The following is a 23,876-nucleotide window of genomic DNA, read 5'->3' as shown; positions in this document are numbered from 1 at the left end:
GGAGGTCTTTTGCATGGGGCAAATTCAAATAATGGATGATTTTTTATCAAATAAAATTGCAGCGGGTGAAGTAGTAGAGAGACCAACATCTGTTGTCAAAGAGCTTGTTGAAAATGCCATCGATGCAGGTAGTACCTCCATTGAAGTCATTTTAGAAGAAGCAGGCCTAACATCCATTCAAGTCATCGATAATGGGCATGGTATGGACGAGGAAGATGCGCTCATCTCATTCCAACGTCATGCGACAAGTAAGATTCATCATGAACACGACTTGTTTCGTATTCGTACATTAGGTTTTAGGGGAGAGGCACTCGCGTCCATTTCATCTGTTTCAAAAGTGCATCTCATGACTTCAAATGGTGAAACAGGTTTAGAAGTGTATTTAGAAGGTGGACATGTGAAAGAGAAAAAGCCAGGACCACTTCGTCGTGGAACGGACTTGCAAGTGAAGCAACTTTTTTATAATACACCCGCACGTTTAAAATATATGAAAACCATTCAAACAGAGTTGGGACATACAATTGATTTGATGAACCGTTTAGCGCTCTGCTATCCGAATATCGCATTTAAATTGCGTCATCACGATCATATGCTACTTCAAACAAATGGTCGTGGCGATTTACAACATGTTTTGGCGGCAATTTACGGTGTATCCAACGCGAAAAAAATGGTCGCATTTGAAGGTGAGTCACAGGACTATAAGATTTACGGTTTTACAACAATCCCGGAAATTACGCGCGCATCTAAAAATTATATGTCCATCTTTGTGAATGGGCGTTGGGTGAAGCATTATACAATTCAAAAAGCGATTTTAGAAGCATACCATACGTATTTACCCATTGGACGTGCGCCGATTACGGTTATTCATATTGAAGGGGACCCTCACTTAACAGATGTGAATGTGCATCCAGCAAAGCAACAAATTCGTCTTAGTAAAGAAGGCGAATTGATGCAGTTAATTGAAAAAACAATCCATGAAGCCATTCGTTCACATATGCATGTACCTGAAATTGCTAAGCCGAAAAAGAAGTTAGCTCCTTCAACAGAACAAGTGAATTTTTGGAAACAAATAGACTATGCGAATACAAAAATCGAACAGTTTGGTGAGTTGCCAAGAAAAGCACAGCAAGTCCAAGAGAAAGTTGAAGAGCCTTTTGTTGATTCAGTAAGTTTGGACGCCACAGAAACGTGGGAAGATATAATAGATACACCTTTTGAAAACCTCGATGTAAAAGAGGTTGAAAAAGATGAATTGGTGGAAAAAGAAGTAGAGAAAGAACCTTTTCCAGAATTAGAAATGATTGGACAAATTCATGGGACGTATATTGTGGCACAAAGTGAAGATGGTTTTTACTTAATTGACCAACATGCAGCGCAGGAGCGTATTAAGTATGAATTCTTCAAGGAAAAAGTAGGTGAAGTTCATGCAAATGAGCGTCAAGCACTTTTACTACCACTGACTTTTCATTATTCAGCAGATGAGGCACTTACGCTTCGTTCTGCGAAAGATGAACTCGAACAAGTTGGCGTATTTTTAGAAGAATTTGGTCAACATTCATTTGTGGTAAGAGAATATCCCACATGGTTTCCAAAAGATTTAGAACAAGAGATTATTGAAGATTTAATTGAACAAGTATTAAATGAAGGCAAAGCAAATGTAAAAAAGTTAAGAGAAGATGCAGCAATTATGATGAGTTGTAAAAAATCCATTAAAGCGAATCATTATCTCAATCACGCACAAATGGTCCGATTAATTGCTGACCTAAAACAATGCCATCAACCATTCACTTGCCCTCATGGCCGACCTGTAATTGTCCATTTTAGAACGTATGAAATCGAAAAGATGTTTAAACGTGTGATGTAATTAAAAGGAGGACGACAGAATGTTTTCAGCAGCTCGTAGACAAGATCAAATTGATCAATTGAACCGACAAAGTTTTGATGTAGTTATTATTGGTGGAGGAATCACAGGAGCAGGTATTGCACTGGATGCCATATCACGTGGTTTAAGTGTAGCAATTATTGATATGCAAGATTTTGCAGGAGGAACATCGAGTCGTTCAACGAAGTTAGTACATGGAGGACTTCGTTATTTAAAACAAGCACAAGTAGGAATTGTAGCAGAAGTGGGGCGTGAACGAAAAATCGTTTATGAAAATGGTGTGCATATTACAACACCACTTGGCATGCTACTCCCTTTCTATAAAGGTGGGCAATTTGGTCCTACAACAACTTCAATTGGACTGAAGGTTTATGATAGTTTAGCAGGTGTAAAAAAGTCAGAGCGTCGCGTTATGCTTAGTCCAGAAGAAACGCTTCAAAAAGAACCACTTTTAAAGAAAGATGGCTTACGCGGTGGTGGTTTATATGTAGAGTACCGTACAGATGATGCACGTCTAACAATTGAAGTATTAAAAAGAGCTGTTGAGCTAGGTGCAGTGGCTTTGAATTATGTAAAAGCTTTATCATTCATTTACGATGACAATAAAAAAGTAGCAGGTATTTATGCAATTGATCAAATAACAAAGCGTGAAATAACAATTCGTGGAAAAGCAGTTGTCAATGCAGCGGGCCCATGGGTGAATGAAGTAATGGAACGTGATCCATTAGCATCAAGTAAAAAAGCACTGTTACGTACAAAAGGTGTTCATATCGTAATTGATCAATCTATTTTCCCATTAAAACAATCTGTGTATTTTGATACGGAAGATGGACGTATGATTTTTGCCATTCCACGAGAAGGAAAAGCCTACGTAGGGACAACTGATACGATTTATCATGATGATCCAGTTGAGCCCGTCGCTACAAGTGAAGATGTAGCCTATATTTTAGACGCAGTTCACTATATATTCCCAGATGTTGATGTTTCATTCAAAGACGTAGAATCTACTTGGTCTGGGGTACGTCCGTTAATTTATGAAAAAGGTAAAGATCCTTCTGAAGTATCACGAAAAGATGAAGTATGGGAGTCTGAATCGGGTCTCTTAACAATGGCAGGCGGAAAGTTAACAGGTTACCGTCGAATGGCGGAAGAAGTAGTAGACCGTTTGGCGAAACGTAAAGAGTTTAGAGGTACAGGTCCTTGTGTTACGAAAGAGTTATCTTTATCAGGTGCAACTATGCTAACACCAGAAAATTTTGACGCATATGTCGCGTTTAAAGGCGATGAAGGTGTGCAGTATGGCTTGACGAAAAAAGTTGCAGAAGAACTTGTACACAAATATGGTACAAACATTGAAGACATCTACCGTATTTTACGTGTAACCAAAAATGACTACAAAGACCGCGGTCTACCTGTCGATTTATATTTAGAAGTGATTTATGGTATGCAGTTTGAAATGGCTTATACACCAGCCGATGTATTCATTCGTCGTACAGGTAAATTGTATTTCGATATTCAACAAGTGCGTAAGTATAAAGATGAAGTCATCTCTTTAATGAGTGATTACTTGGAATATACAGATCATGAAAAAGTACTTCATCAACAAGAGTTAGAACAACTTCTTGAAGATGCGACGCATTTTGCAAAGGAAGGTTCACATGGATAAAATACAAAAAGAAATTCGCGTACAACATGACCATATCATTGTAGCGAATGTCTACATGCCCGAAAAAGAAATACGCGGGCATGTACATATTTTTCATGGTATGGCGGAACACCAAGAACGTTATGAAAAGTTCGCCCGCTTTTTAAATGAACATGGATACGTCGTATCTACCCATGACCATCGTGGACATGGTCAGACAGCTAGTAAAAATAATGCGCCTTATGGTTTCTTTGCCGAAGAAGATGGTTTTGAAGTTGTCGTACAAGATGCTCATGATGTCATTCAAGCGATTCGACAAGAGCATGATTGGCCAATGCCAATTTTAATTGGTCATAGTATGGGGTCGTTTATTTTAAGACGTTATATCGAATTTTATAGTCATGAAGTGAAAAAAGTAATTTTGATTGGTACAGGTGCTTTTTCTTCATTACATCGTGTGGGGCTTTATACTGCTCGTTTATTAGCAAGTCAAAAAGGCAAAATGAAGCCCGCAAAATTACTTGAACAGATGTCGTTCGGTTCGTATAATGCCAAAGTAGAAAATAGTAAGACATCTTCGGATTGGCTCTCAACAGATTCAAGAGAAGTGCGAAAATATATTGAAGATGACTTATGTGGATTCACATGCACCAATCAATTTTATGTCGATTTATTAACGGGGCTTGCGACATTATCAAAAGAAGCCGAAGTGAATCGAATTCGTAAAGACTTACCAATTCTACTGATTAGCGGTAAAGAAGACCCTGTTGGTGATTATGGTAAAGGCGTATGGCGCGTTGCACGCCAATACTATCATGCTGGTTTTACACATGTGACTGTACACTTATTCGAACATAAGCGACATGAGATTTTAAATGAACAAAATAATACAATGGTTTATAAAACAATATTAAAATGGTTGGAGAAAAAAAGTCATGAACGAGCAACAGCAGTATGATGTATTGGCGATTGTGGGGCCTACAGCAGTAGGGAAAACAGCGCTTAGCATCGAACTTGCCAAACAATTAAATGGTGAGATTATTAACGGTGATTCCATGCAAGTCTATAAAGATTTAGATATTGGAACTGCTAAAATACGAGAAGATGAAAAAGAGGGGATCGTGCATCATCTCATTGATATTAAAGAGGCAACAGATGAATTTTCAGTTGCAGAATACCAGCAGTTAGTACGTGAAAAAATTGAAGAAATTCAACACCGAGGTAAGATGCCTATTATCGTTGGTGGAACAGGTTTATATGTGCAATCGGTGTTATATGATTTCCGTTTTACCGATGAGAAGATTGATGATACTGCTCGTAAAGCCTATTACGAGGAGCTTGAAAAAGTAGGTCCTGAGAAGATGCATGAAAAATTGATGGCTGTTGATCCTGAAACAGCGAAAACCATTCATCCGAATAATACGCGTCGTGTTATTCGTGCGCTTGAAATGGCGGAACATAGTGAGCAAAAGAAGTCAGATGAAGCGTCGAAACAAGGGAATAAACCACTATATCATCATTTTATTATTGGTTTAAATATGGACCGCGATACACTCTATGAACGCATTAATCTTCGTGTGGATATCATGCTAGAGCAAGGTTTAGAAGAAGAAGTACGAGGACTTTATGAGCGCGGTGTACGCGATTGTCAATCGATTAAAGCGATTGGCTATAAAGAACTCTATCAATATTTTGATGGGAGTGTGACGAAAGAAGAAGCGATAGAGAATTTAAAGCAAAATTCACGTCGCTACGCAAAACGTCAATTAACGTACTTCCGAAATAAGTTGGATGTGAACTGGTTTGATGCGAAAGAAGAAAAAAGTAGTTTAGTTAGTAATATTTTGAAAAAAACAGGGTATAAAGATTGGTAGTTAGAAAAGTTTAGCCAAATCTAAGGGGGATCTATATGAAATCGATGAATTTACAAGATTTATATTTAAATCAACTCCGCAAAAACTCTATTTTTTTAACCGTATTCTTATTGAACGGTTTCCAGTTAAAGGGAACGGTTAAATCATTCGATAACTTTACGGTATTACTAGAAGCAGATGGTAAGCAACATTTAATTTTCAAGCATGCCATCTCAACCTTCTCACCTTCAAAATCAGTTGGCTTAGAAGGCCCAACAGAAGAATAAGAGAAAGAGGAATTGTGCAGTCGTACAATTCCTCTTTGTTTTTACTAGAATTTAAGTCAATCGACTATTCAATCGCTATAAAAAACTTTATACTGAAGAAAGGTAAAATCAAAGGAGGATTTTTTAAGACATGAAATCAATTACAACAGATGAAGTACTTGCATTACTAGATGCAAATGAAGATTTACATATTATTGACGTGCGCGAAGATGAAGAAGTGGCAAATGGCATCATTCCAGGTGCGGTTCATATTCCACTAGGTCAAATTCCAGAACGTTTTGAAGAGTTAGATCCAGAAACACCATACATTATTGTTTGCCATGCAGGTGGACGTAGCTTTAGCGCTTGCACATACCTAGAAGGAAAAGGCTATGATGTAACGAACCTTGAAGGCGGTATGAGTGTTTGGGATGGCGAATTAGAGTTCTAATTTAGTTGCATATAAAATGGCTGGGATATACGTGTAAAAATACTCCCCCATATGAGCATAAGAAAAACTGGAATCACGCTTTGACGTGGTTCCAGTTTGTTTTTTTGTGCTTAAAAATAAAAATCTTTTTTTGCTTGTACGCGCTTCTTTTTACTTTCATCGAAGTACGAATACCATGTGACGTAATGGAAATCTCGTTGGTTTTCATCCTTCTTTACATGTTTAACTTTCTCGACTTTCTCAATTTTCAATGTAGGAAGAATGGTATCTAATTGAATTTCATTTGAGTCGAATCCTACTACACCACCAGGATGCAAAATCATATACGTTTGTAATTCCTGTTGGGATAATTGATCTAGATGTATTCCGCTTTGTAGATACATTTTTGTGAGGTCATGTGAGCTAGAAGCGACTTCCTTTACATCAAATTTTTTAGTTTGTTGATTATAGTCGAATCGAACGCCCAACATTTTCTCGTTCTTTAACGACATATACAAACAGATGCCTGTAATCTCATTTTGATCATTGTAGTAAAGCATTTTCGTCGTTTCTTCTAAGTTATGAATCGGTACCTTTTGTTTTGCCGTTTTGTTATATGCTTTGAGATGATTTTTTAGTTCTTTTAGTTGTTTAGGAGTTACCAAGTAGTTCCCGTAAAAAAATGCATCTTCTTTATGCAATTGACTCTGTGTTTTTCGTACATCTTTCCAAGGATAATGGATTGTATAAATGAATTCATTATCGTCGTATACAGGTAGTGCTACCGCATGATTCGATACAAATTCAGTCAGAGGTGCGGTCTTTTTGCCAAGTGTAATCTCTGTTTGTAATAACGGAACTTCTCTCTCTGGTAAAAGATAATTTGCAGAAATAGTAGAAGACAGTTCGGTTTGCGCTGCTGAAATTTCTCGACTCATCGTCTTTTTTTCATCTAAATACGTTGGTGCAATATTCACATCGATTTTATAAATACCTGGAATTAAATTATTTATATCGGTATTTTTAATCGAAAGTTCAATATTTGCTGTTGGTTGAACGAGAGCCGTCTTTTTCGCACGTATTTGATAAGGTTTGAAGTAAGAATTATTTTTCACCGCTTTAAAATACGGCAATACATATACCTCTCCCTTTTTCTTCACAAGTTCAATTAATGCATTCACTTCTTCTTCTGAAATAGATGTGCCATCATGATGTGTTATGATCTTTTGTAGTTCACCTTCATCTCGTTCATCGAGTGCCTGTTCAAAGCGTTCAACCATTTTATCTTTTGAATGATTCGCACGATTTGCAGAAACGATTAAAAAAGTACTCGATAGTGCAAGACATAGACCAGTAAAAATCATTGTAAAAAGTAAAATTCTTTTAGTATAAGGAGAATGTACTTTTTCACCACATACGTTACATCGCAATGTATTGTTTGGTAGTTCATGTAGACATTTAGGACAATGTGTAGGTTTATTCTTTAACAATTTCAGCTACCTCCCAGCTATAGTCTCTTTTTTTAAGGTCAACTTTTAATTGTAAATTATATGAAGATAGGTGCAAGATGACGCGATTTTCATTTTTTACGTCAATGGATTTAATTTTTTGTTGTGGATAGTTGAATAAATAAGCATATTCGGATGAAATTTCGGCAAATAACGCGTTTTGTAGATGCATGTTAAAAAGTGCTTTTAAATCTTCTTGCGATAAGTAAAGTGGGTTTAAAGTTAAATAGCGCATCCACTTATTTGCTTTTTCATCACTTTCAAATACAGCGTGATTGTTTTGATAATAGGATAAATTGTGTAATTCAAAATGATGTTTAGATGACTTAAATAAGAAATGTGCTGTTAGATGCGTTTTTTTTGCATCATTTACATAATACTGTGCAATTACACCATTCAATTCATTTTTCTTGTTCAGAGCAGGTATGACGGAAATAAGAGAAAAATCTTCATTTATAATGGGAATCCTATTCATTTTCTTTTTGAAAGACATAGTTGTAAATGCTTGTTCATCTTTTAACAAAGCTTTTTTTAGTGTTGCCTCTAGTTGTTTTTGTTGTTTCACTGTTAAAAATCTTAGGTTTATAAAATCAGTAAACTGCTCTATACTCGATTCCTTCTGATGTAAATCTCCCCAAGGTGCATGAAAAGTATATTCCACTCGAAATGGTTCTTGTGCATAAACTGAAATGGGGCTATTCATCATTAAGTGAGAAAGTGATGTTTGTACATTTTGCTTTTTGACAGTTATAAACGGTAAAATCGATTCAAAAATAGAATTAAATTTGAATGAAACCGTTGTTTCTGTGATTTCAGGTATCGTATCTGGACTTGATAGTGGAGCACTTACAACTGTGCTTGAAGGAAAAGAATCAGATAGCATTGTTACGCGAACTGGGTAGACTCCTGGGATTAATGGTTCTTTTACTTGATGAAAAGCATAGCTCATGTTACGTCTCTTTTTGATTAATGAAACAGAAGGTGCCGTTACGCGATAGGGTTTTATATGTGAATTTGTTTTAATAGGGCGAAATAAAGCGACTGTTTGCACTTCACCAAGCGTTGAAATTAATTGGATGAGTGCTTTTGCTTCATGTGCTTGAACTTTTGTTTGATCTTCATGAATTAATAATTTTTGTAAAGTACGTTCATCTCGTTCGCTAATCGCTTTTTCAAACTGCGACATGACATTTTCTTTTGAATAATTCGCTCGTTGCAATGAAAAAAATAAAAAAGAAGTAGAGCAGAGTAAACATAAACAAATAAAAGCGGTTGTAATACGAATGATTTTCTTTTTATTTATGGGTTGTTTCGTATGACAAATTGGACATGTTTTTTTATTTTTTTGAAGTATATGTAAACATTTCACGCAAATTTTTTCCATAATCATCCACTCCTTCTAATTAGAAGTATAGCGAATTCAAATTTCCTTTACAATCAATGTTTTACAAAAATCGGTTACGGGAAAAGTTCAAAGACATAAATGAAATAGTAGGAGGAGATAACTTTTGAAACAACCTAAGATGGTACTCCTATTTACGCTCTTTTTTTGTTGTTCTATTTTTTATGTACAGCAAACAAAAGCAGCAAGTGAACCTGTTGTTCGTGCTAATGAAATCGAACGGGGCATTTGGCAAGTCGACACACCACGACCTACAGCTAAACAATTAATGAAATTATATGCAATTGAAGTAATTGGAAGTACAAAACGTGTCATTGTAGATGATGCCTCAGTTAATTATCATCAAACAGGAACGTACACAATTCGTTTTTTAATAGATGGTCAAGTTCTTGCGACTGTGCCGATGATTATACAAGAACAAACACCTCTCCCAGTCCCTTATGATTTGTTATTCGAACGTGACCTTGATGAAAAAGAGTCACTCAAAACATTTATGATGACGGCACTTTTTGGTGAAAAAATGGCTGATTATACACTTGAATGGCTTGCACAACCACCTGTATTGAATGAAGTTGGAACCTACATAGCGCCACTTCGCCTGATAGATTCCTATGGACGACAAGTACAAAAAACTGCAACGATTCGCGTACTTAACCGGAAAAAGCCACAATTCACAATTGATCGTAAGCATGTTTACTATCATCAAGGAGAGCGCATGACACAAGACCAAGTAATAAAGGATGCAAATATTACAGTACAAGAACGTTCCACTGTAACAGAGGTTCAAATTGATTTATCACAGGTGAATCGTTTTAAAGAGGGACGATATACGGCAATGGTCACAGCAAAAGATACAGCAGGAAATGAAGCAACACCTCAAGAAATGTTCATTCATATCGGGCGAAAAGAGATGAATGAATTACAATATGAGTTAGGCGAGCCAATCTCGATACAGAAATTAAAGCGTGATTTAGCTCCTTTATCAATTCAAGGAATGGACTTAACACAAGTCGACTTTAAAAAAATTGGACATTATGAATTACCTGTCTATTTAAATAACCGCCAAACTAAACAAATTCCTCTCACAATTCTAGATACAACCCCTCCAACTATTTCAATCCAAAAGAAAAAATATGTGTATGAACAAGGTGATGACATAACTGTAGAAAAAATTTTAAAAGACTTACAAGCGACAATTCGTGACTATGACCGAAAGGATTTAACATTAGAATTATCAAAACCAATTGAAGAAATTCGTCGATCAGGGAAGCATAAAATACAACTAATCGGACGTGACAGAAGTGGAAATGAAACCTTTATCCCTGTTCAAGTCGATGTCTTAGAACATGCATGGATTAGTTCGGGACAACGTGGAGATTCGAAAAATACAAACAAATTATTTAAAACAAAAACGATTACAGCTGAAGCGAATCAAGTAGGGCAAGAAACAGAAATTTTAAAAGCGAATCATCATACAACAACGGTGAAAACGAGTGACTCGCCTATTCTGCCCATTAAAAAGTGGCTACCCATTGGAGTTTTTCTTTTATTAATTGGTATGCTCGTATTTCTTCGCACGAAGCGAGTATTTCGAAAAAATACGTTCTTTCATCGTCGCTCTTTAAAATGAGAAACCTGCTTTTTTCAAGTTTCCACATGTGATACTATATGAAAGGAAATAAAGAACGGAGATGAAGCAAATATGGCATTTATGTCAACATTACACACCGATACAATGGAGTTTGCTAAAAAAGTAGAGGCGAAAATCAAACCTCAATTTGAACGAGTAGAAGAATTGGCTTTTTATAATCAACAAAAAGTACTACATGCATTTGCTAAAAATCATGTGAGTGAAAACCACTTTGCAGGAACAACAGGTTATGGTTACGATGACGAAGGTCGCGATAATTTAGAACGTGTTTATGCAGATGTTTTTGGTACAGAAGCAGCGCTCGTACGCCAACAAATTATTTCAGGTACACATGCCATCACATTAAGTTTATTTGGCGTATTACGTCCAGGAGATGAATTAATGTATGTTACAGGGCAACCGTATGATACATTACAATCTATTGTAGATGGCGGTGATCAAGATACAGGGTCATTAAAAGACTTTGGTATTGACTATCAACATATTGATTTAACAGCAGATAACAAAGTAGACTGGACAGCTGTAGAACAAGCTGTATCAAGTAAAACACGCGTTATGGCGATTCAGCGCTCAAAAGGTTATGCAGAACGTCCTTCATTTACAATTGATGAAGTAGGCGAAATCATTCGAAAAATTCGTGCAATTAAAGAAGATGTCATTATTTTCGTCGATAATTGCTACGGTGAATTTGTAGAAGCAATGGAACCAACAGAGTTAGGTGCCGATTTAATGGCAGGTTCATTAATTAAAAATCCTGGCGGTGGCTTAGCAAAAGTGGGTGGCTATATTGCAGGGAAAGCGAAATACGTCGAGCAATGTGCCTACCGTATGACAACACCAGGGATTGGTGCAGAAGCAGGTCCATCATTGAATACATTGACAGATATGTATCAAGGCTTCTTCTTGGCTCCACACGTCGTATCGCAAGCAGTAAAGGGTGCTATTTTTGCAGCAGCTGCATTAGAAGAGATTGGGATGGTAGCGGAACCGAAGTTTGATGCAAAACGTACAGATTTAATTCAATCTGTGCAATTCCAAACACCAGAGCAAATGATTCAGTTCTGTCAAACAGTTCAAAAGAACTCACCTGTCAATGCACAGTTCGCACCAGAGCCAGCATTATTACCAGGTTATACGGATGATGTGATTATGGCAGCAGGAACATTTGTACAAGGTGCCAGTATTGAGTTTTCAGCAGATGGACCGATTCGCGCACCTTATACGGTGTATATGCAAGGTGGATTAACATATGAACATGTAAAATTCGCCATTTTAAGTGCGGTACAGGAATTACAAGCATAAAATAGTGTGTTTAGAGGCTGGGACAGAACAAATCCCGTATGATTTCGAAAAAAATCATACGGGATTTGCTCTGTTTAAATTACTTTTGTCTCGGTCTCTTTTTGTTGTAAAGTTTAATAGTGAGAAATATTTTGATTTAAAACTAGTTATTTTATTAATAGTTGAATTTCATATTTCCAATTTAAAATTCCTGACACTACAATAACTTCAACTATAAATTGAGGTTCTATTTCATATTGTTCTTTTGCTTTCTTAATTAAATTGTTTGTCGCAATTACTTTTTCTTCCTCTGTACAGTGTATACATAGATAAGTTCCGGATGGTAACTTTTTTAGACCTTGTATATTAGCATATTTCTTACATAATGCAAAAAGGCTAGATTTATTATTTTCCTTATATACACCTGCCAAATCTTCAAAAGAAAAATTTTCTTGCATAGAAGAAGGGATTTGATTATAAAAATGGCGCAGATAATCCCATAGATTATCTACAGTAGGTGTTTCTAGATAATCAGACAATAGGATTGTACGTTCAGAAATATCTTTTAAGAAAAAACCGTCAACATCTTTGTTGTTTTTTAGTTTCTTTTTATAATCTGATTTTGCTAATTGAATTTTCGATTTACTAAACTGTAAATCTGCAATTTTTTCTTCTGCCTTTTTTTCTGCCATTTCTAAAAATTGTACAATTTCTTCTAAATTATCGTATTCTAAAACAGTTTTGATTTCTTGAAGAGGTAAATCCATCGTTTGTAAAGCTTTTATAGTTTGAATTCGTACAATATCTTGCGCGGTATAGTAACGATAGTTAGTAAATTCGTCTTTTTTGCTTGGTTTTATTAAACCAATACGATCGTAGTGACGAAGTGTCTCTTTTGTAACATTGACTGATTTAGCAGTTTCACCGATTGAAAAATAGTTACTCAAATTATTCATCTCCTTGACCTTTGTGTAACACAAAGGTTTAAAATCTATTTTAAGTAAAAAATAGTTAGTAATCAAATACTTGTACTTAAATTTATGGAGGGATAGAATGAAGAAAATATTTATTTTTATTTTCACAATAGTTATTTTAGTAGGTTGTTCAAATGGAGAGGATACATTTGAAGAAAAAAATTATACGCCAGATGCAGATGATATAACATCTATTGATGTAAAGGTAATAGATCGAGATATTGAAATCGTATTATCAAAAGATAATGCGATGCATGTTCACTATTTTGAAAGCAAACAAGAAAAATACGCTATATCTACAAAAGATAAAGCATTCACATTAACAACTGATAATCAAAAAAAATGGAGCGATTATATAGGTTTTAAGCCGTCATCTAAATATCGAAAAATTATTATTCAAGTACCTACTAGACTAATAGAAAAAATGCACATATCGACTACAAATGGAGATATTCAAGTACCCCAAATGAATATTCAAGAAATGAGTTTATCTTCAAATGGTGGTAATCTTTTATTTGAAAAACTAAATGTAAGAAAAAAACTTAATCTAGAAAATAAAAATGGTACTGTAAAAGGAAGTATTATTGGTAATGAATCGGATTTTTCTATTCATTCCAAAGTTAAGAAGAGCAAGAGCAATATAAAAAGTAATAATGGAAATAAAGAAAAGCAGCTTCATTTAATAGGGAATAATAGTAAAGTAAATGTTGAATTTACTAAAGAATAAAATAAACTAGCTATTTCATAATTCAAACTTAAAAAAAGACTAAGGTGCAAATAAATATAACCTTAGTCTTTTTTTATAAGAATTTGTATTCATCTATATAAAAGAATGAATTGTTCGAAAAAAGTTATGTTAGTTTTTCTAACATGTAATTGACAATAAAGCTAACATCTAATAAAATAAAAGACATGGAAGGCGTGGTGAAGTACATGAATCGCGAAATCAGACGAACAATGCCGCTGTTGCCAATTAGTATTGTCATGCAATTAACTGATTTAACAGCACGTCAAATTCGTTACTATGAAGAGCATGAATTGGTTCAGCCTGCCCGCACTGAAGGTAATCGCCGTATGTTCTCATTGAATGACGTCGATATACTTTTAGAAATTAAAGATTTATTAGATCAAGGTATTAACATGGCAGGTATTAAAAAAGTATTTGCAATGAAGAATCAACCTTTAGAGCAACAGAAAAAAGATATTACGGATGCCGATTTAAGAAGAATCTTACGAGAAGAAATGCAACAAGCACAGCGTATGCAACGAACATCCATTAGACAAGGTGATTTATCTCGATTCTTCCAATAAGTAAGTCGAGTTTGTCAATAAAAATGAAAACAATTAGGAGTGTGGAGAAACATGGGGAAATATACGAAAGATGATATTCGTCGATTAGTACAAGAAAAAGAAGTGAAATTTATTCGTTTACAATTCACAGACATTTTAGGAACAATCAAAAACGTTGAAATTCCTGTATCACAATTAGAAAAAGCATTAGACAATAAAATGATGTTTGATGGTTCTTCAATTGAAGGGTTTGTACGTATTGAAGAATCAGATATGTATCTATTCCCAGATTTAGATACATTCATGATTTTCCCTTGGACAGTGGACAAAGGTGCTGTATGTCGTTTTATCTGTGATGTTTATAATCCAGATGGTACACCGTTTGCAGGAGACCCACGTAATAACTTACGCCGCATTATTAAACGCATGGAAGACATGGGCTTCACAGATTTCAACTTAGGACCAGAACCAGAATTCTTCCTATTTAAATTAGATGAAAAAGGCGAACCAACTCTAGAGTTAAATGACCACGGCGGTTATTTCGACTTAGCACCAACAGATCTTGGTGAAAACTGTCGTCGTGATATCGTATTAGAATTAGAAGAGATGGGCTTTGAAATTGAAGCTTCTCACCATGAAGTGGCACCAGGGCAACATGAGATTGACTTCAAATATGCGGATGTATTAACAGCTTGTGATAACATTCAAACATTCAAATTAGTTGTAAAAACAATTGCACGTAAACATGGTTTACACGCAACATTCATGCCAAAACCAATCTTTGGTTTAAGTGGTTCAGGTATGCACTGTAACGTTTCACTATTTACAGATGGTAAAAACATGTTCGTAGACGAAGAAGCACCAATGCAATTATCAGAAACAGCAATGCAATTCATGGCTGGCGTATTAAAACACGTTGAAGGTTTTACAGCGGTGACAAACCCAACAGTAAACTCTTACAAACGTCTTGTACCAGGTTATGAAGCACCTTGCTATATCGCATGGTCAGGTCAAAACCGTTCACCATTAGTTCGTATTCCAGCTTCACGTGGTTTATCTACACGTATCGAAGTGCGTTCAGTAGACCCTGCAGCAAACCCATATTTAGCACTTGCTGTTATTTTAGAATCAGGTCTAAACGGAATCGAAAACAAATTAACACCACCACCAGCAGTAGATCGTAACATCTATGTGATGAGTGCAGAAGAACGCGAAGAAGCAGGTATTGGTAACTTACCAGTTAACTTAGATGATGCATTGCAAGCACTTGCTAAAGACCCAGTTGTACAAGGGGCTCTAGGTTCTCACATTTATGAAAACTTTAGAGAAGCAAAAGAAATCGAGTTCGATATGTTCCGTACACAAGTTCACCAATGGGAACGCGATCAATATTTAAAAACGTATTAATTCAGGTAGAACCCAACTCTATCTAACTACAATAAAAGCCGGAATTACGCTGTGACGTGATTCCGGCTTTTTGCTTTGAGCTAAAAAGATAATATTTTTTACCTAATTATTCACTGCTCGCTGTAGAGGTAGGTGCTGGAATATCAAAATGAATTTCTGTTTGGTCTGCTGTAAAATTTGGTTTATATACGAGTTTATATGAACTGGCTGGCTTCACATCAAAATATAATTTGCCATCTGCTTGTTCCCCGCGATTGAGTTCTTCTGATAAAGGCAATTCTTCATAACCATGATAGCCGACTGCTTTTTCACCTTTTGAAACGAGAGCGAAATCATGTCGATCGATAAAAATAGAATCTTTACTATTATTTCGTACGTCCACATCAATCGTCACGATTTTACCTTTTTTCGATTTTGTAAATTGTATGGGATCTGTCTGTTTTGCTTCTGTAATTTTGACAATGACATCATCAATTTTTAATGTATCACCTAATTGATAGGCCTCATCTGTTTTTGTTGAACTGCTTCGCTCCTCACCACTCACTTTTTCAACAGAAGTCTGGCTGCAAGCTGTTAATAGTAAAAGAACTGTAATCGGTAATGTATAAAATGCTTTTTTCATGCCAAGTCCCCTTTCACTCAATTGTCGTCATTAACCATACCCGAATGCGTTTTAATCTATGCACAAGACGGGTATGGAGATTTGAAAAGGGAGTGTGGAAATGTAGATGAAAAAAAGTCTTATTCTATTATTTGTATGTATTTTAGGATTTACGTCATTTCAAATAGAAGGAAGTGCTACGAAAACTAAAAATAGTCCACGAAAAAACTATGTGGTATTCATCGATCAACCAACTCCTTACTATAAAAAAATGAATGGTAAAAAGTTAGGAACTATCCCAGATAGTTTTACAAATAAAAAAGGAGTCTATACACCGAATGTTTTAAAAATAACACACTATGTCAATACGAAATGGGCAAAAATCCATTTTTCAAAAACACTAAATGGAAAAAAGAGTACAGCCTATATTCCAACTAAGTATATACGCGCAAATACATTTTCATTAGAGTATGGAATTATTAAAAATTCTAAAACTGCATTGAAAGCAGGTATTACAAAAAAATCAAAAACCATTCATATCATTCCATACGGAACACGGTTATCCATTATACAAGCACGCACATTAGGAATGCGAACATTTTATCATGTAACATATTATAAAAATGGAAAATCATACAAAGGGTATATAACGGAAAAATCCATCCAATTATAAGGAGGAGAAGGAGATATTGAATGTATCTGTTCAATACTCCTTTTATTTTTTAAAAATAGCAATTGACAATCAACTAAGATAATCTATAATAAAGCAGTAATGATTATCATTCTCATTTGAAAGGAGGCGCACATATGCGATTACAAGTAAATCAAATTCGTGTGGGGTATGACGAAAAAACAATCGTTCATGATTTAACGATTACGATTCCAGATGGAAAAGTAACCACAATTATTGGTGCCAATGGTTGCGGAAAGTCAACCCTTTTAAAAGCGATTACACGTATCATCCCCTATCAATCTGGTGCAGTGATTTTAGACGGTGAAAATATTCAAAAGACGAATACAAAAAAGCTAGCGCAAGAATTAGCGATTTTACCGCAAAGTCCTGAAAGTGCTAGCGGATTATTAGTTGAAGAGCTCGTATCCTATGGACGTTATCCATATCAAAAAGGATTTGGAAATCTAACAGAAAAAGATCGTAGCGTGATTGAATGGGCACTTCAAGCAACTAATACAGCGATGTTTCGAAAACAGACTGTGGACGCACTCTCTGGTGGGCAAAGACAACGTGTATGGATTGCGATGGCACTCGCACAAGAAACCGACATCATCTTTTTAGATGAGCCAACTACCTACTTAGATATGGCACATCAGTTAGAAGTACTTGAATTGCTTCAGGAATTAAATGAAAAAGAAGGACGTACAATCGTCATGGTATTACATGATCTCAATCAAGCTGCACGCTTTTCAGATTATATGATTGCTTTGAATCAAGGGCACTTAATCAAAGAAGGAACGCCTGAAGAAGTCATGACGCACGATACATTAGAGCGTGTATTCCAAATTGATGCTGTTATTGGTGAAGATCCACGTACGAAAAAGCCAATGTGTGTCACTTATAATCTAATTGAAACGACAGTGGACGAAAAAATCCCATCTATTCAACGATAAAAAAGGAGCTTATTTATGAAAAAATTAATAATTGCATTCATTGCATTAATGGTTTTAGCATTAGCTGCATGTGGTGGAAAAGAAGAAACAAAAGATAAAAAAGAAGATTCAGGTACATTCACGTATAAAGCTGTAAATGGTGATATTAAGGTACCAAAAAATCCGAAGCGTGTAGTAGTTCTAGCAGGCTATACAGGTGATTTAATTAAATTAGGTATTCCAGTTGTAGGAGCAGATCAGTGGTCAATGGATAACCCACAATTTAAAGATGCTTTAAAAGATGCGAAATTAATTTCCGATGAGGACGTTGAAAAAATTGCAGAATTAAAACCAGACTTAATCATCGGATATGATACAGTTAAAAATAAAGAGAAAATCGAAAAAATCGCGCCAACTGTATTATTCACATATAATGCATACGATTATTTACAACAAGCTGTAGAAATCGGTAAAGTAGTCAATAAAGAAAAAGAAGCACAAGCATGGGTGGATGACTTTAAAACACGTGCAGCAGATACTGGAAAAGAAATTAAAGCAAAAATTGGTGAAGATGCTACAGTATCGGTCATCGAATCATTCGGTAAAGAAATCTACGTTTACGGTAATAACTGGGGACGTGGTACAGAAATTTTATATCAAGCAATGAAATTAAACATGCCAGAAGCTGTTAAAAAAGATGCTTTAAAACAGGGGTATTATGCTGTATCAAGTGAAGTATTAAAAAAATATGCAGGCGATTACATGATTTTATCTGTATTCGGTGATCAAGATCCAGCATTCACAAAAACAAAATACTATAAAGAAATTCCAGCCGTTAAAAATAATCGCGTATTCCGTGTCAATGCAAATGAATTTTATTTCAATGACATGATGACACTTGATTTCCAATTAGATTTCTTTAAAAAGTCATTTTTAGGAAAGTAAAATGATGATAATAAAAAGAGGTTATCCATAGCTGGGTAACCTTTTTTACATAGAAAGGACGGAGGAAAATATGCTGAAATTATTTCGATCATGGTCACTTTGGCTCCAATTGCTTATCGCCTTCGTACTCTTACTCATTACTATATTTTTTGCGATTTCACTCGGAGCGGCCGTCATACCACTTCAAGATGTATGGCATGCAATTTGGTCGAGTGAGGGTGGCGAGAAAATTGATATTTTACGAGAAATACGATTCCCTCGTGTGGTTGCAGCAGTCTTTGTAGGGGCGGCTTTAGCAGTAGCAGGTGCAATTATGCAAGGTGTAACACGTAATCCATTAGCAGACCCAGGTTTACTGGGGCTTACTTCAGGAGCAAATGCCGCATTAGCCATTGGTCTCGTTCTTGTTCCAAAACTCGATTATATGGGTTCTGTTATTGCCTGTTTAATCGGCGCTGCTGTTGGTATGGGGATTGTGTACGGTATTAGTGCCACAAGTAGAAAAGGAATGTCTCCTTTAAAATTAGTATTAGCAGGGGCTGCTGTTTCGATGTTTTTACAAGCAGTAGCAGATGGTACAGGTCTATTATTCAAAATTTCAAAGAATGTTTCGATGTGGACATCAGGTGGTTTACAAGGTATTACATGGAGTGCTTATATCGTTATGCCACTTATCATCATTGCATTAATCGGTAGTATTCTTATTAGTCGACAACTAACGATTCTAAGTTTAAATGAAGAACTAGCTGTAGGACTTGGACAAAAAACGATGCAAATTAAGACGATTATGTTCATCATTGTCGTGTTACTAGCAGGGAGTGCGGTTGCGTTAATCGGTAACTTAGCCTTCGTCGGTTTAATGATTCCGCATATTGTTCGTACATTCGTTGGTGGTGATTACCGAGCAGTTATTCCAATGTCGATGATTGTAGGCGGTATGTTTATGGTCATCGTTGATTTGATTGGACGCACGATGAATGCACCATATGAAACACCTGTTGTGGCACTCGTTGCTGTGATTGGTCTACCATTCTTCTTAATTTTAGTGAAGAGGGGAGGACGTTTCTTTGCTTAAAAAGAGTACGTATACATTTTATTTAGCGATGGGTGTCTTTTTAGTTATTTGTTGTGCTTTTTTAGGGTTATCTGTTGGTTATTCTTCAATGGGTTTTCGAAGTGTGATTGCTACATTCTTCGGTTACGGTGAAGTGTCAGATGAATTTATTTTATTCTCTATTCGTTTACCACGTATTTTAATTTTAATTTTAGCAGGTGTTGCGTTAGCAGTGGCTGGTGCAGTACTTCAAACATTGACAAAGAACGACCTAGCAGACCCTGGGATTATCGGGATTAATGCAGGTGCAGGTGTTGGAATTACGGTACTTTACTTATTTGCAAAAGGAGAGCTAACGAATTTTTCATATGCATTACCGATTGTTGGGTTTGTCAGTGCGATTATAACAGCTCTCCTCATCTATAGTTTTTCTTATGAACGAAATCGTGGGATTCAACCATTCCGATTAATTCTTGTCGGTGTTGGATTTGCAGCGGCTTTATCGGGCATCATGGTCATGCTGATTTCTTCAGCAAATCGCTCAGATGTCGACTTTATTGCAGGGTGGTTAGCAGGGAATGTTTGGGGAGCCGATTGGCCGTTTGTATGGGCTCTACTTCCATGGGTACTCATTCTCGTTCCATTTACTATAATGCGTTCGAACCATTTGAACATTTTAGGGCTAAGTGAGCCGATGGCAGTAGGATTAGGTGCTTCATTGAACAAACAGCGTATGTACTTCTTATTATTAGCAGTTGGTCTAGCAGCAGCTGCAGTATCTGTGACAGGCGGAATTGGCTTTATCGGTTTAATGGCCCCTCATATTGCCCGTTCACTTGTTGGACCACGCCATCAACGTTTTTTACCGATGACGATTGTCATTGGCCCGATTCTCTTATTAGTGGCAGATGCGATTGGTCGCTCGATTTTAACAGAATCGAGTATTCCAGTTGGGATTGTTGTCGCTATTATTGGTGCACCATACTTCTTATATTTATTAAAAAAACAAGTATAATAGATAGTAGAAGTAAGGAAACATCAGGAGGATTTTTATGAAAAAGTGGCTATTTGGTTTATCTATTTGTATGCTTATAGGCTTAACAGGGTGTAGTGAACAAAATGTAGCACAGGCGCAGGAGCAAAAATACGGTATGAATTTAGACGTAGCGCGTCGATCTTATACAGTTGATGTCTTAAAAAAATATATAGATGATGTGAAAAAATCAGGCGGGAACTATGTACATCTTCATTTAACCGATGATGAAAACTATGCATTAGAGAGTCGACTTTTAGGACAGCCAGCAAAGAAATCATGGCAGCAAAAAGACGGACTCTATCGCAATCCATTAACGAAGCAAACCTTTTTATCGATGAAGCAGATGCGCTCTTTAGAAGCGTATGCGGCGAAGAAGAAGATTGAATTAATCCCCGAGATTGATACACCTAGTCATATGGGAGCTATTTTAAAACTGTATGAAAAAGCGAATCCGAAGGCAGCGAAAAAGTTGGTGCGTGATGAGTGGAATCAAATTGCACCGAATCAGTCGAGTATAAGATTCGTACAAGCATTATATCGTGAAGTTTTACAAGCTTTACCGAAAACAAAAACGATGCATATTGGTGGAGACGAGATTGCCTATGATGAAGAAGATCATGTGAAATACATCCATTACTTCAATCAAATGAATCGTTATTTGCAAAAGAAGCATGTGCGTACATGGATTTGGAATGATTCTTTATTGAAGGCAGATTTAAAAAAGTTAAATCAAACGATTGCGATTACATTTTGGAGTTGGACGGGTGAACCCGAAAGTACAACTGAAAAGAAGTATCGTGAAAAAGTTCGTCCCAGTGCGCCACAGTTAATAAAAGCAGGACACACAGTGTATAATTATAATGATTACTACTTATATGTAGATTTTACATCAAAAGGTTCAATTCGTTCGGATCTGCAGTATATGAAACGAGATATTAAAAAGAACTGGACGTTAGGGAGATGGAATTCATCTCATCAGCAAACTACGTCAAAAATTTCTGGTGCAGCCATCTCTATATGGGGAGAGGGTTCAAAGAAATATACAGCCGACCAAGTTTACAACTATACAAAAGAATTGTTTCCGATAATGATGAAAAAGGTAAAGTAGTAGTAATACATTATTTTTGAGGGGTGTTTCGATGTCTATTTATGATTTAGACGTTACATTAGAAGATGGAAAAACGTATTCAATGAAAGAGTACGAAGGAAAAGTATTATTGATTGTGAATACAGCATCAAAATGTGGTTTTACACCGCAATTCAAAGAACTCGAAGAATTGTATCAAAAGTATAAAGACAAAGGATTAGTCGTACTCGGCTTCCCATCAAATCAGTTCAAGCAAGAATTAGATTCAGGTGAAGCGGCAGCAGAACAGTGTCGTTTACAATATGGTGTTACGTTCCCGATGCATGAATTAGTTCATGTAAATGGTAAAGATGAGCATCCATTATTCACGTATTTAAAAGAACATTCAAAAGGGTTTTTAGGTAGTAGCATTAAGTGGAATTTCACAAAGTTCCTTGTAGATCGCGACGGTCATGTCGTGGCGCGCTATGCATCGAAAGATAAGCCAAGTCAGTTTGAGGAAGATATTGTCAAATATTTAGAAATTTGATTGACAATTTAGACATTTTAAGATAATATATAAATTGTAAATCAATAGTGCTTGAATTGGTGTGAGGGAATCCTTGAATTCGCCTCGCTTAAAAGGGAAGCTGGTGTGACTCCAGCGCTGTCCCGCAACTGTAAATGTGAGTGTAGTAAGCATATCCACTGTCTTTAAATAGATGGGAAGGGGCTGTTACACAGTGACCATGAGCCAGGAGACCTGCCAATTCTACTGTGCATCTTTATTTACCTACGAGGATAGGTTGATGTTAGCTACTTATGTTTTTAGTAGATGACAGCTTTCCTGTGGGGGAAGCTGTTTTTTGTGCTCTCGTTACGATTCCCATTCAATGATTCAATACGACTATTTAGAACTCCCCAACTTCCGAATAGTATAATACAAAATTTGTTTCGTTACGGGACCTAACAGAACTAAACTCTAGAGAAGAAGGAATTGCGTGTTTATACGTGATTCCTTCTTTTTAATACAGTAAAATGTTTCGTTTACTTTAAAAATGTATAAATTATTTGTAAAGATATAGAAAAGCAATGTATTTAGTGCTACTATATGGACTATATATTTTGAGATGGAGAGTGAGGTTTCGGTAAATGACCGAACATGAGAAAAAAACAAAAATAAAGCAGGCGCGTTATCAAATTATTGCGGCTGACCTTGCCTCTAAGATTGTAGATCGAGAATATGAGGTTGGGCAAAAGCTATATGCACGTTCCTCATTAGCGAGTAAATATGGTGTTTCATCTGAAACGGCGCGCCGTGCCATTGCAGTACTACAAGATTTAGGAATCGTTCAAGCTACAAAGGGGAGTGGCGTCTTCATCAAGTCTTATGAAGAAGCTGCAAAATTTGTACATCAATTAAAAGATGTGCAATCAGTCAATGAAATTCAGCATGATGTCTTTCAATCCATCGCCAAACAAAAAGAAGAATTAGAGCGCTTGGAACAACTGTCACAAGAGTTAGTGTCGCGAACAAATCGTTTTCATTCGCTCAATCCATTTGCACCATTCAACGTGACTGTAACATCGGAATGCCTGTATTTAGATATGACCATTCAAGAATTAAATTTCTGGCAAAATACGACAGCTACAATTGTCGGGATTCGTCGCGGTGAAACGATTTTATTATCACCTGGACCATATGCATCAATTAAAGAAAATGATGTACTATACTTTATTGGAAATGAAGCATCTTTCGATATTGTAAAAAATTTTTTATACAAAGGATAAATCGACTTTTTAAAAGGTATATAAACCTTGTTGTGACAAGGATTCATAAACATAAAATAATGATAGGAAATGCCATGTTTCTCCCAGGGGAAACATGGCATTTTGATGCTTACATTTGACATAAGTAACAACTTTTTGTTAGGGTTAAGTTGTTACTTATTTTGTAACAAACTGATATCGCAACGAATT

General features: G+C 36.0%; 23 protein-coding genes and 1 riboswitch. Of the genes, 19 read left to right on the top strand and 4 right to left on the bottom strand.

Annotated elements, in window-relative coordinates; all coding sequences use genetic code 11:
* Positions 1-13: 13 nt before the first annotated feature.
* The 6 genes from mutL to ASO14_RS10140 all read left to right on the top strand — a co-directional run bounded on the left by mutL (position 14) and on the right by ASO14_RS10140 (position 6,097).
* Positions 14-1,864, top strand: a complete 1,851-nt coding sequence (gene mutL, locus ASO14_RS10165) for a DNA mismatch repair endonuclease MutL (protein WP_068454629.1) — start codon at positions 14-16, stop codon at positions 1,862-1,864.
* Between the two features lie 19 nt (positions 1,865-1,883).
* Positions 1,884-3,548 carry a glycerol-3-phosphate dehydrogenase/oxidase gene (locus ASO14_RS10160; RefSeq protein WP_068454626.1) on the top strand — a complete coding sequence of 555 codons (1,665 nt, stop codon included), beginning with the start codon at positions 1,884-1,886 and terminating at the stop codon, positions 3,546-3,548.
* The gene (locus ASO14_RS10155) at positions 3,541-4,485 is read left to right on the top strand and encodes an alpha/beta fold hydrolase (protein WP_231726950.1); all 945 of its coding nucleotides are present in this window, start codon (positions 3,541-3,543) and stop codon (positions 4,483-4,485) included. Before ASO14_RS10160 ends, ASO14_RS10155 begins: the two co-directional genes overlap by 8 nt.
* Entirely contained in the window at positions 4,463-5,401 is a 939-nt protein-coding gene (miaA, locus tag ASO14_RS10150; protein ID WP_068454623.1) for a tRNA (adenosine(37)-N6)-dimethylallyltransferase MiaA, read from the top strand. The genes ASO14_RS10155 and miaA overlap by 23 nt, the downstream gene beginning before the upstream one ends.
* Positions 5,402-5,436: 35 nt before the next feature.
* A complete protein-coding gene (gene hfq / locus ASO14_RS10145) occupies positions 5,437-5,667 on the top strand; it encodes an RNA chaperone Hfq (RefSeq protein WP_068454620.1) in 231 nt (76 codons plus the stop codon).
* A gap of 130 nt (positions 5,668-5,797) precedes the next feature.
* Positions 5,798-6,097, top strand: a complete 300-nt coding sequence (locus ASO14_RS10140) for a rhodanese-like domain-containing protein (protein WP_068454617.1) — start codon at positions 5,798-5,800, stop codon at positions 6,095-6,097.
* 110 nt (positions 6,098-6,207) lie between these two features.
* Here the strand turns inward: ASO14_RS10140 and ASO14_RS10135 are convergent, their stop codons facing one another.
* Positions 6,208-7,566, bottom strand: a complete 1,359-nt coding sequence (locus ASO14_RS10135) for a zinc ribbon domain-containing protein (protein WP_068454614.1) — start codon at positions 7,564-7,566, stop codon at positions 6,208-6,210.
* On the bottom strand, positions 7,553-8,968 hold the full coding sequence (locus tag ASO14_RS10130) for a zinc ribbon domain-containing protein (protein ID WP_068454612.1): 1,416 nt from the start codon (positions 8,966-8,968) through the stop codon (positions 7,553-7,555). Before ASO14_RS10130 ends, ASO14_RS10135 begins: the two co-directional genes overlap by 14 nt.
* Before the next feature lie 124 nt (positions 8,969-9,092).
* Here ASO14_RS10130 and ASO14_RS10125 point away from each other — a divergent pair, with 124 nt between their 5' ends.
* Together ASO14_RS10125 and ASO14_RS10120 are read left to right on the top strand one after the other, a co-directional pair.
* Entirely contained in the window at positions 9,093-10,616 is a 1,524-nt protein-coding gene (locus ASO14_RS10125) for a hypothetical protein (RefSeq protein ID WP_068454609.1), read from the top strand.
* A gap of 72 nt (positions 10,617-10,688) precedes the next feature.
* Entirely contained in the window at positions 10,689-11,939 is a 1,251-nt protein-coding gene (locus ASO14_RS10120; protein ID WP_068454606.1) for a methionine gamma-lyase family protein, read from the top strand.
* 146 nt (positions 11,940-12,085) lie between these two features.
* Here the strand turns inward: ASO14_RS10120 and ASO14_RS10115 are convergent, their stop codons facing one another.
* A complete protein-coding gene (locus tag ASO14_RS10115; RefSeq protein ID WP_068454603.1) occupies positions 12,086-12,865 on the bottom strand; it encodes a MerR family transcriptional regulator in 780 nt (259 codons plus the stop codon).
* Positions 12,866-12,971: 106 nt separating this feature from the next.
* Between ASO14_RS10115 and ASO14_RS10110 the strand changes: the two genes are divergently transcribed.
* The 3 genes from ASO14_RS10110 to glnA all read left to right on the top strand — a co-directional run bounded on the left by ASO14_RS10110 (position 12,972) and on the right by glnA (position 15,589).
* Positions 12,972-13,619, top strand: coding sequence for a DUF4097 family beta strand repeat-containing protein (locus tag ASO14_RS10110; RefSeq protein ID WP_068454600.1), 648 nt, complete (start codon positions 12,972-12,974; stop codon positions 13,617-13,619).
* A gap of 206 nt (positions 13,620-13,825) precedes the next feature.
* Entirely contained in the window at positions 13,826-14,203 is a 378-nt protein-coding gene (locus tag ASO14_RS10105) for a MerR family transcriptional regulator (RefSeq protein WP_068454597.1), read from the top strand.
* A gap of 51 nt (positions 14,204-14,254) precedes the next feature.
* Positions 14,255-15,589 carry a type I glutamate--ammonia ligase gene (gene glnA / locus ASO14_RS10100; RefSeq protein WP_068454595.1) on the top strand — a complete coding sequence of 445 codons (1,335 nt, stop codon included), beginning with the start codon at positions 14,255-14,257 and terminating at the stop codon, positions 15,587-15,589.
* A gap of 106 nt (positions 15,590-15,695) precedes the next feature.
* On the opposite strand, the gene ASO14_RS10095 is transcribed toward glnA, so the two are convergent.
* Positions 15,696-16,211: a DUF4352 domain-containing protein gene (locus tag ASO14_RS10095; RefSeq protein ID WP_068454592.1), complete on the bottom strand. Its 516-nt coding sequence runs from the start codon at positions 16,209-16,211 to the stop codon at positions 15,696-15,698.
* A gap of 106 nt (positions 16,212-16,317) precedes the next feature.
* Here ASO14_RS10095 and ASO14_RS10090 point away from each other — a divergent pair, with 106 nt between their 5' ends.
* The 8 genes from ASO14_RS10090 to ASO14_RS10055 all read left to right on the top strand — a co-directional run bounded on the left by ASO14_RS10090 (position 16,318) and on the right by ASO14_RS10055 (position 23,687).
* Positions 16,318-16,863, top strand: a complete 546-nt coding sequence (locus ASO14_RS10090) for a hypothetical protein (protein WP_068454590.1) — start codon at positions 16,318-16,320, stop codon at positions 16,861-16,863.
* Between the two features lie 134 nt (positions 16,864-16,997).
* The gene (locus ASO14_RS10085; RefSeq protein WP_068454587.1) at positions 16,998-17,816 is read left to right on the top strand and encodes an ABC transporter ATP-binding protein; all 819 of its coding nucleotides are present in this window, start codon (positions 16,998-17,000) and stop codon (positions 17,814-17,816) included.
* A 15-nt stretch (positions 17,817-17,831) separates the two neighbouring features.
* Entirely contained in the window at positions 17,832-18,740 is a 909-nt protein-coding gene (locus ASO14_RS10080; protein WP_068454583.1) for an iron-hydroxamate ABC transporter substrate-binding protein, read from the top strand.
* A 70-nt stretch (positions 18,741-18,810) separates the two neighbouring features.
* A complete protein-coding gene (locus ASO14_RS10075) occupies positions 18,811-19,815 on the top strand; it encodes a FecCD family ABC transporter permease (protein WP_068454581.1) in 1,005 nt (334 codons plus the stop codon).
* Positions 19,816-19,843: 28 nt separating this feature from the next.
* Positions 19,844-20,809, top strand: a complete 966-nt coding sequence (locus ASO14_RS10070; RefSeq protein ID WP_068457485.1) for a FecCD family ABC transporter permease — start codon at positions 19,844-19,846, stop codon at positions 20,807-20,809.
* A 37-nt stretch (positions 20,810-20,846) separates the two neighbouring features.
* Positions 20,847-21,938 (top strand): family 20 glycosylhydrolase, encoded by a 1,092-nt coding sequence (locus ASO14_RS10065; RefSeq protein ID WP_068454578.1) that lies wholly within the window; start codon positions 20,847-20,849, stop codon positions 21,936-21,938.
* 31 nt (positions 21,939-21,969) lie between these two features.
* Positions 21,970-22,446, top strand: a complete 477-nt coding sequence (locus tag ASO14_RS10060; RefSeq protein WP_068454575.1) for a glutathione peroxidase — start codon at positions 21,970-21,972, stop codon at positions 22,444-22,446.
* 40 nt (positions 22,447-22,486) lie between these two features.
* A riboswitch (cobalamin riboswitch) is annotated at positions 22,487-22,681 on the top strand.
* 367 nt (positions 22,682-23,048) lie between these two features.
* On the top strand, positions 23,049-23,687 hold the full coding sequence (locus ASO14_RS10055; protein ID WP_068454572.1) for a GntR family transcriptional regulator: 639 nt from the start codon (positions 23,049-23,051) through the stop codon (positions 23,685-23,687).
* The last annotated feature ends 189 nt before the right edge of the window (positions 23,688-23,876 follow it).

The sequence above is a fragment of the Kurthia sp. 11kri321 genome, from assembly GCF_001534765.1.
Taxonomy (GTDB): domain Bacteria; phylum Bacillota; class Bacilli; order Bacillales_A; family Planococcaceae; genus Kurthia; species Kurthia gibsonii.
The sequence above is the reverse complement of the archived record's forward strand: the minus strand, read 5'-3'. Positions and strand labels throughout refer to the sequence as shown.

Coding starts and splice junctions, on each gene's coding strand:
- mutL (WP_068454629.1), top strand. CDS start 14: ATGGGGCAAATTCAAATAATGGATGATTTTTTATCAAATAAAATTGCA.
- ASO14_RS10160 (WP_068454626.1), top strand. CDS start 1,884: ATGTTTTCAGCAGCTCGTAGACAAGATCAAATTGATCAATTGAACCGA.
- ASO14_RS10155 (WP_231726950.1), top strand. CDS start 3,541: ATGGATAAAATACAAAAAGAAATTCGCGTACAACATGACCATATCATT.
- miaA (WP_068454623.1), top strand. CDS start 4,463: ATGAACGAGCAACAGCAGTATGATGTATTGGCGATTGTGGGGCCTACA.
- hfq (WP_068454620.1), top strand. CDS start 5,437: ATGAAATCGATGAATTTACAAGATTTATATTTAAATCAACTCCGCAAA.
- ASO14_RS10140 (WP_068454617.1), top strand. CDS start 5,798: ATGAAATCAATTACAACAGATGAAGTACTTGCATTACTAGATGCAAAT.
- ASO14_RS10130 (WP_068454612.1), bottom strand. CDS start 8,968: ATGGAAAAAATTTGCGTGAAATGTTTACATATACTTCAAAAAAATAAA.
- ASO14_RS10120 (WP_068454606.1), top strand. CDS start 10,689: ATGGCATTTATGTCAACATTACACACCGATACAATGGAGTTTGCTAAA.
- ASO14_RS10110 (WP_068454600.1), top strand. CDS start 12,972: ATGAAGAAAATATTTATTTTTATTTTCACAATAGTTATTTTAGTAGGT.
- ASO14_RS10105 (WP_068454597.1), top strand. CDS start 13,826: ATGAATCGCGAAATCAGACGAACAATGCCGCTGTTGCCAATTAGTATT.
- glnA (WP_068454595.1), top strand. CDS start 14,255: ATGGGGAAATATACGAAAGATGATATTCGTCGATTAGTACAAGAAAAA.
- ASO14_RS10095 (WP_068454592.1), bottom strand. CDS start 16,211: ATGAAAAAAGCATTTTATACATTACCGATTACAGTTCTTTTACTATTA.
- ASO14_RS10090 (WP_068454590.1), top strand. CDS start 16,318: ATGAAAAAAAGTCTTATTCTATTATTTGTATGTATTTTAGGATTTACG.
- ASO14_RS10085 (WP_068454587.1), top strand. CDS start 16,998: ATGCGATTACAAGTAAATCAAATTCGTGTGGGGTATGACGAAAAAACA.
- ASO14_RS10080 (WP_068454583.1), top strand. CDS start 17,832: ATGAAAAAATTAATAATTGCATTCATTGCATTAATGGTTTTAGCATTA.
- ASO14_RS10075 (WP_068454581.1), top strand. CDS start 18,811: ATGCTGAAATTATTTCGATCATGGTCACTTTGGCTCCAATTGCTTATC.
- ASO14_RS10070 (WP_068457485.1), top strand. CDS start 19,844: ATGGGTGTCTTTTTAGTTATTTGTTGTGCTTTTTTAGGGTTATCTGTT.
- ASO14_RS10065 (WP_068454578.1), top strand. CDS start 20,847: ATGAAAAAGTGGCTATTTGGTTTATCTATTTGTATGCTTATAGGCTTA.
- ASO14_RS10060 (WP_068454575.1), top strand. CDS start 21,970: ATGTCTATTTATGATTTAGACGTTACATTAGAAGATGGAAAAACGTAT.
- ASO14_RS10055 (WP_068454572.1), top strand. CDS start 23,049: ATGACCGAACATGAGAAAAAAACAAAAATAAAGCAGGCGCGTTATCAA.